We start from the raw sequence: 6124 nt of genomic DNA on the forward strand, positions 1-6124 counted from the left end.
CATTGATCAGGTTTTTTTTAATTTTCAATTCACTTTTTTAAAAATCATATTTCCAAACGGTAGAATTACCTGTGTTTTAGTAGGGGCATTCTCTATTTCAGGCTCGTATTGCGTAGGATCTCCTATGACTGCATCTTCAGGAAACACCACTCTTAGAATAGAAGCCGATCCGCTTTTGTAGATGTGCATATAAAAAATACATAGAAGCCAGATGATTGTTGTCATTATCCGGCTCCCTGTAGTACATATACAGTCTTTGATTCGGAATTGTACACCACAGACAATCTATAGTATTCCTTACTTTATGTCCATTATAAATAAAATAATTAACATTTGAATTTTTATTTTCATTCAGCGTACTGAATGTATTAAGCACCTCTACTCCGTTTTTGATGATACGCATACCACCGATTAAGGCATCAATTTTAAAACTCCCAAGCAAATCCGTTCTTATAAAGGTCTTTTTTACAAACCGCAATTGAATGGTGATATTGTTACCAGTAAATTGCCAGATACCCGCTCCCGTAAACTGATCAAAAAACCCCTGTGTATCTTAAAATAATAACGTTATCGCCATAAGAAATTTCTGTTCCTGATCGGTTAAAATTGTCTATCTCCTGAAACGTTTGTGAAACAGCTAATTGAACTATTAAACAAACTAATATTGCTAAGATCTTTTTCATACGCAATAGGTGTATATTAAGAGAAGTTTAAAAGCCTAATTCACTTTTAAAATCATATTTTCCAAATGGTAAAATTACCTGTGTTTTAGTTGGCGCATTCTCTACTTCAGGATCGTATTGTGTAGGATCTCCTATGACTGCATCTTCAGGGAACACCACTCGGAGAATAGAAGCCGGTCCGTTTTATAGACGTGCATTAAAAAATACATATCTGTCAAACGCTGATTATCATTATCGGGCTCTTTATAATGCATATACAGTCTTTGATCCGGAATTGTACACCCCAGACAATCTATGGTATTTCTAACTCTATATCCGTCATAAATAAAATAATTAACACTTGAATTCTTATTTTCATTCAGCGTATTGAATGTATTAAGCACCTCTACTCCGTTTTAAACAATACGGATACCACCTACCAAAGCGTCTTCCTTATAAGTATTACCTATAGTTTTTTTTACAAATGTTTTTTTTACAAATCGCAATTGAATGGTGATATTATTGCCTGTATACTGCCAGGTACCCGTTTCTGTAAACTGATCAAAAAAACCTTTCGTATCCTTATAATAATAGCCATTTTCACCATAACGAATTCATTCCGGAATAGTTATGCACATCCATAACGGTAAAATTCTGTGCTATGCTTACTTGGGTTATAAATAAATAGCTATAAAAATATTGTTTTCATACCACAGGCTATAAAAAATCATTAATCTTAAAAACCTAATTCACTTTTTTAAAATCATATTTTCCAAACGGTAAAATCACCTGTGTTTTAGTAGGGCATTCCTCTATTTCAGGCTCGTATTGGTGTAGGAACTCCTATGACCGCACACTCAGAAATACCACTCTAAGAATAGAAGCCGGTCCGTTTTTATAGATGTGCATTAAAAAATACATAGAAGCCAGATGATTGTTGTCATTATCCGGCTCATTATAATACATATACAGTCTTTGATTCGGAATTGTACAGCCCAGACATCTATAGTATTTTTAACTTTATGTCCATTATAAATAAAATAATTAACGCTTGAATTTTATTTTTTCATTCAGCGTATTAAATGTATTAAGCACCTCTATCCCATTTTTAACAATACGCATACCACCGATTAAGGCATCTTCTTTATATAGTATTACCTATAGTTTTTCAATAAAAGTTTTTTTTACAAACTGTAACTGTATGATGATGTTATTACCTGTATATTGCCAGGTACCCGCTTCTGTAAACTGATCAAAAAACCTTTCGTATCCTTATAATAATAGCCATTTTCACCATACGAATTCATTCCGGAATAGTTATGCACATCCATAATGGTAAATTGCTGTGCTATGCTTACTTGGGTTATAAATAAGATAGCTATAAAAAATATTGTTTTTCATACTCCAGGTTATAAAAAATCATTAATCTTAAAAACCTAATTGACTTTTTTAAATCATATTTACCAAACGGTAGAATTACCTGTGTTTTAGTTGGCGCATTCTCTACTTCAGGATCGTATTGTGTGGGATCTCCTATGACTGCATCTTCAGGGAACACCACTCTAAGAATAGAAGCCGTCCGTTTTTATAGACGTGCATTAAAAAATACATATCTGTCAAACGCTGATTGTCATTATCAGGCTCTTTATAATACATATATACAGTCTTTGATTCGGAATTGTACATCCTAGACAATCTATGGTATTTCTTACTCTATGCCCTTTAAAAATATAATAATAAACACTTGAGTTTTTATTTTCATTCAGCGTATTGAGTGTATTGAGTACTTCTATCCCGTTTTTTACAATACGAATACCACCAACCAAAGCATCTTCTTTATAGGATTCATTAACAGTATTCTCAACAAAAGTCTTTTTTATAAACCGCAATTGTATTGTTATGTTATTACCTGTATATTGCCAGATACCAGCGCCAGTAAACTGATTAAAATAGCCCTGAGTATCTTTAAATAATAACCATTATCTCCATATAGGATTTCTGGATGGTAAAAATTATCAACTTCTTGAAATGTTTGTGAATAAATACATCCTGCTAATAAACTAAATAATATTGATAAAATCTTTTTCATATTAATTGATATTTGTATATTGAATCTGACTATTGTTATCTAAAGAAAGTTGTTGCCAGTTACCGTTAAATACCTTCATTGGCGTCTAAAAAATAGATATTAAGGTTTAATTTATATTTTATTCATCAGCAATAGCATGCTCTTTCGTATTTTTTCCTTTTGATATGTTGAGGATCATTTATGAGTTCTATATCATAATATTTTCTTTCTAATTCTTTTCAAATTTAATCCACTTTTGTTTTGTACGATCGGCTATTGTTCTTGTACTATTGCCAAACTGTATGATTTTGGTAAAATCACTGTATTTGGTGTTTATATTCTCTGAAGTCACATCATTGGGCAGCATCACCATATACATGCCGTACCTATTGACAACTCCGACAAAGGCTTCTGCCGGTTGGCGAAAAGGAATCTTCTACGGATTTATTCGTAAATTTAAATACGCCTCCAAGATCCGCAGGAGAGAACAAAGGTGTTGCTATTTCAGTAGCAGTAACTCCGAGATTATCGGTATGAACGTGTACTGTTCCACTAAACCTCCCCGAAACATTGCCTAATTCTATTTTGCGTTGGTATAGTTAGGACTTGTAAGTATTAACCTTCCACCAATACATTATAAGTATAACTTCCGTTTAAATATCAAATTGATAGGCAAAACCCGATCTCTGGTATCGTTCAATTTGCCCTACAGCGTTTGTATGTCTTGTTTTAAAAATGAAGATACGGCTTTTAATACTTTTGCATTGGTATTACCGGAGCCCATATTTACCTGTCCGATAAGGATTTTTGATTTTACCAGACCTCCGATGTTTTGAGGGTTTTACCACCGAAATAGGCGGATTGCCCCCTCCTGCAGCCGGTGGTCCGCCGGGACTGCCCGGACCCGGTGTGGACCGCCTCCGCCTCCGCCACCCGATAACCTCCACCTCCGGAACCACCACCGGAATTCTTACCACAATCTGAAAAATCCAAATACGTATAACCCGGTGTGGCGCGTTTGTTACCTGTCATACTACAGGAGTTGTCTCCATATTCGTGTTTTGGGATTTCCAGAACCTTTACAAGGTGTACCCGCTACGCTTACTTCTTTCATACAATCGCCGGTGGTATTATTTCATAAACGAAAATAGGACTTACTGACGATATCGCATATTGAATATTCTTGTCTGTATCTCTGTCTTTCTTCCACGGAATACAGGTACAGAACCTCAGCCGTCGGTTTTTTGAGATACTGCTCTATTGAAATTCTTGAAAAATCATATTTCAACAGGGTTACATAATACTCCCTTACGGTCGGGAATAAATACACCAGATTATAAACGGCTTTTGACTCGGGTTCTTTTTCATCGGTTACCTGTACCCGATACGTAATCACATGCACTTTATCTGCTTCCAGTACCTGAATATGTTCCAGGTCAAGTGTAGCCGTTCGGTTGCTTCCGCCTTTAGCCGCGCTAAGGGAAGATACTGCTTTTTTAAAATCTTTTTCAAACAAATGTTCTAAACTTGTATTGCCTGCATATCTTTCTTCAAGAGTTGTCTGATCCATTATCAGGGTTTGGGCGTTTAAAAGGATCTTCTTGTGTGGCTTCGCGCACTACCGGAGTACGCAGATCGTCCTGCAGACAAGACTGTAACAAAATCAGAACACATAGTAGTGATAAATAATGTAGTATTCTCATAAACAATTAATTATAAGGTTATTTTTTTTCTCAATGATAAGCATAAAAAACATATCTACCAACTAATTTTACAGAAAATCGCAAAAAAAGAATGGTTTTGTTATTTTATGTCACAAAATTGTTGTTTTTTACATCGACCACAGAAGATAAGATGGGTAAGAAATTTAAGATCAGACAAATAAAACGTAATTATCAAATATTTCAAGTATAAATAATAAAAAAAGGACTTTCTATAGAAAGTCCTTTTTATGCACAGTTTAGTATCAATTGTTAGATGATACTGAATATCATTTCAGTGACAGAAAATCATTCTGTATTGATACCCTTATTTTAATTTTACCATAGGATGGTTTTAATCCATTAACTTCATTTTTGATGACCTCGTATTTTTTAAGGCTCTCAAATAATTGGGTAAGATTTTTGAAACCATAGGTTCTCGCATCAAAACTCGGATCCATTTCCGCAGCGATAATCCCACTTTGGCAATGTAGGTGTTTCATCTTCATCATTGGTACAATATCAAACGCTTTATCAATAAGTGTAATAACTATCTTAGGAAATTTCTTTGCAATGAGGCGTCTTTTTCTTTCTGCACAACCATATTTTTTCTGATTTCTCTATCCGATTTATCAGCTGTATTCTCTTTTCTTTACCGAAGAGTCCCGAAAATATCATTGTCATCGTCTTCATTATCAGAACGAGGTTTTCTGTAAAAGTGAATATTTCACAGGAATTTACAAATGCTTATATGAAGGTACTTCTGCCAATACCCATTACAAACAAACCTTCTTCTCTTATTCTTTTGGCGAGTCCCGTATAATCACTATCACTGAGAAACAATACAAAAACCATCTACACTTTTGCCATGTAGAATATCCATTGCATCAATAATCAAAGAACTATCGTTGAATTTTTGCCTGAAGTATAAGAAAATTTCTGAATAGGGTTGATGGAATATTGGGTTGACAATTTCTTTCCAACTGTACATGTGCAGGTTTGTCCAGTCACCATAAATCCTGCGTACTGTTGCTTTTCCATATTTAGAAACTTCCGCTATAAATATCTTTTATGAGTTTTGCCTGTGCATTATCACCATCTATAAGAATTGCAATATTAAATTTTCCTTCATTCATATTTCGTAACGACTTATATGATTAGTTACTATTCCATCATACAACACACAGTTGATGAGTTGTTTAAATTTACTCATTTTTTCAGTCAGATCTACTTTACAATAGTTATTTTTTTAATCAATTCTATGTGAAATCAATGATAACTAATATCTACACCTGAATATTCCAGATTGTTTAAACGGTTATTTAAAGAACAGACCAGTTACTTTATCTTTCCATTTCGCTACGTGTTTCTGCTTACACCAAACAATTCTGATATTTCTTTTATCGTAAGAAATTTTCTTGCTGATACCCTACTATTCTAATGATACTCGAATATCATACGAACGCAGTTTTTATATTATAATTCTGCGTTTCTTTCGATTTTTTATTGAACAACTTATTATTGACCTGTATCACATCAAGACTGGTTGTAATATCTACTGAAATCAAAGACACTAATTCTTCTTTTGTTCAGGAAACCATGATTCAACAAGGTCTTTATATATTCTGTTATAATCGGGTTTACTTTGATCGGCATTAGTACTGGTATGCATATGTAACCATCGGTATAAAGTA

21 protein-coding genes are annotated in these 6124 nt (G+C 33.9%); 4 read left to right on the forward strand and 17 right to left on the reverse strand.

The features are described 5' to 3' along the window. Positions 1–24: 24 nt before the first annotated feature. Genes QW060_RS17995 through QW060_RS18015 form a run of 5 tightly spaced genes read right to left on the reverse strand, consistent with a single transcriptional unit; the run spans position 25 to position 1066 of the window. Positions 25–189 (reverse strand): hypothetical protein, encoded by a 165-nt coding sequence (locus QW060_RS17995; RefSeq protein ID WP_290364862.1) that lies wholly within the window; start codon positions 187–189, stop codon positions 25–27. Next, on the reverse strand, positions 137–514 hold the full coding sequence (locus tag QW060_RS18000) for a DUF6705 family protein (protein WP_397386104.1): 378 nt from the start codon (positions 512–514) through the stop codon (positions 137–139). The genes QW060_RS17995 and QW060_RS18000 overlap by 53 nt, the downstream gene beginning before the upstream one ends. A 19-nt stretch (positions 515–533) precedes the next feature. Next, the gene (locus tag QW060_RS18005) at positions 534–683 is read right to left on the reverse strand and encodes a hypothetical protein (protein ID WP_290364864.1); all 150 of its coding nucleotides are present in this window, start codon (positions 681–683) and stop codon (positions 534–536) included. 27 nt (positions 684–710) lie between these two features. Next, complete coding sequence (locus tag QW060_RS18010) at positions 711–839, reverse strand: hypothetical protein (RefSeq protein ID WP_290364865.1); 129 nt, start codon at positions 837–839, stop codon at positions 711–713. Beyond that, positions 815–1066 (reverse strand): hypothetical protein, encoded by a 252-nt coding sequence (locus tag QW060_RS18015; protein ID WP_290364866.1) that lies wholly within the window; start codon positions 1064–1066, stop codon positions 815–817. The genes QW060_RS18010 and QW060_RS18015 overlap by 25 nt, the downstream gene beginning before the upstream one ends. 102 nt (positions 1067–1168) lie before the next feature. On the opposite strand from QW060_RS18015, the gene QW060_RS18020 reads away from it, so the two are divergent. After that, positions 1169–1306: a hypothetical protein gene (locus tag QW060_RS18020; RefSeq protein WP_290364867.1), complete on the forward strand. Its 138-nt coding sequence runs from the start codon at positions 1169–1171 to the stop codon at positions 1304–1306. Between the two features lie 199 nt (positions 1307–1505). Here the strand turns inward: QW060_RS18020 and QW060_RS18025 are convergent, their stop codons facing one another. The 6 genes from QW060_RS18025 to QW060_RS18050 form a co-directional block, all read right to left on the reverse strand. Beyond that, positions 1506–1628, reverse strand: coding sequence for a hypothetical protein (locus QW060_RS18025; RefSeq protein WP_290364868.1), 123 nt, complete (start codon positions 1626–1628; stop codon positions 1506–1508). 218 nt (positions 1629–1846) lie between these two features. Then, positions 1847–1993 (reverse strand): hypothetical protein, encoded by a 147-nt coding sequence (locus QW060_RS18030; RefSeq protein WP_290364869.1) that lies wholly within the window; start codon positions 1991–1993, stop codon positions 1847–1849. Positions 1994–2040: 47 nt separating this feature from the next. Next, positions 2041–2220 (reverse strand): hypothetical protein, encoded by a 180-nt coding sequence (locus QW060_RS18035; RefSeq protein ID WP_290364870.1) that lies wholly within the window; start codon positions 2218–2220, stop codon positions 2041–2043. Positions 2221–2278: 58 nt separating this feature from the next. Continuing rightward, entirely contained in the window at positions 2279–2551 is a 273-nt protein-coding gene (locus QW060_RS18040) for a hypothetical protein (protein ID WP_290364871.1), read from the reverse strand. 8 nt (positions 2552–2559) lie between these two features. After that, positions 2560–2751, reverse strand: a complete 192-nt coding sequence (locus QW060_RS18045; protein ID WP_290364872.1) for a hypothetical protein — start codon at positions 2749–2751, stop codon at positions 2560–2562. Between the two features lie 208 nt (positions 2752–2959). Continuing rightward, positions 2960–3109 (reverse strand): hypothetical protein, encoded by a 150-nt coding sequence (locus QW060_RS18050; protein WP_290364873.1) that lies wholly within the window; start codon positions 3107–3109, stop codon positions 2960–2962. On the opposite strand from QW060_RS18050, the gene QW060_RS18055 reads away from it, so the two are divergent. After that, on the forward strand, positions 3108–3308 hold the full coding sequence (locus QW060_RS18055) for a hypothetical protein (protein ID WP_290364874.1): 201 nt from the start codon (positions 3108–3110) through the stop codon (positions 3306–3308). The genes QW060_RS18050 and QW060_RS18055 overlap by 2 nt on opposite strands. A gap of 192 nt (positions 3309–3500) precedes the next feature. On the opposite strand, the gene QW060_RS18060 is transcribed toward QW060_RS18055, so the two are convergent. Then, positions 3501–3692 (reverse strand): hypothetical protein, encoded by a 192-nt coding sequence (locus QW060_RS18060; protein WP_290364875.1) that lies wholly within the window; start codon positions 3690–3692, stop codon positions 3501–3503. 47 nt (positions 3693–3739) lie between these two features. Here QW060_RS18060 and QW060_RS18065 point away from each other — a divergent pair, with 47 nt between their 5' ends. Further along, positions 3740–3871 carry a hypothetical protein gene (locus tag QW060_RS18065; RefSeq protein ID WP_290364876.1) on the forward strand — a complete coding sequence of 44 codons (132 nt, stop codon included), beginning with the start codon at positions 3740–3742 and terminating at the stop codon, positions 3869–3871. Here the strand turns inward: QW060_RS18065 and QW060_RS18070 are convergent. The 5 genes from QW060_RS18070 to QW060_RS18090 form a co-directional block, all read right to left on the reverse strand. Beyond that, positions 3866–4300, reverse strand: coding sequence for a hypothetical protein (locus QW060_RS18070; protein ID WP_290364877.1), 435 nt, complete (start codon positions 4298–4300; stop codon positions 3866–3868). The genes QW060_RS18065 and QW060_RS18070 overlap by 6 nt on opposite strands. Further along, the gene (locus QW060_RS18075) at positions 4281–4433 is read right to left on the reverse strand and encodes a hypothetical protein (protein ID WP_290364878.1); all 153 of its coding nucleotides are present in this window, start codon (positions 4431–4433) and stop codon (positions 4281–4283) included. Before QW060_RS18075 ends, QW060_RS18070 begins: the two co-directional genes overlap by 20 nt. 287 nt (positions 4434–4720) lie before the next feature. Then, positions 4721–4933 (reverse strand): OST-HTH/LOTUS domain-containing protein, encoded by a 213-nt coding sequence (locus QW060_RS18080; protein WP_290364879.1) that lies wholly within the window; start codon positions 4931–4933, stop codon positions 4721–4723. 52 nt (positions 4934–4985) lie between these two features. Continuing rightward, complete coding sequence (locus tag QW060_RS18085; RefSeq protein WP_290364880.1) at positions 4986–5123, reverse strand: hypothetical protein; 138 nt, start codon at positions 5121–5123, stop codon at positions 4986–4988. 136 nt (positions 5124–5259) lie between these two features. After that, positions 5260–5496, reverse strand: a complete 237-nt coding sequence (locus tag QW060_RS18090; protein ID WP_317623194.1) for an NYN domain-containing protein — start codon at positions 5494–5496, stop codon at positions 5260–5262. A 240-nt stretch (positions 5497–5736) separates the two neighbouring features. Here QW060_RS18090 and QW060_RS18095 point away from each other — a divergent pair, with 240 nt between their 5' ends. Next, positions 5737–5871, forward strand: a complete 135-nt coding sequence (locus tag QW060_RS18095; RefSeq protein WP_290364881.1) for a hypothetical protein — start codon at positions 5737–5739, stop codon at positions 5869–5871. The last annotated feature ends 253 nt before the right edge of the window (positions 5872–6124 follow it).

It is taken from the genome of Paenimyroides ceti (genome assembly GCF_030409925.1).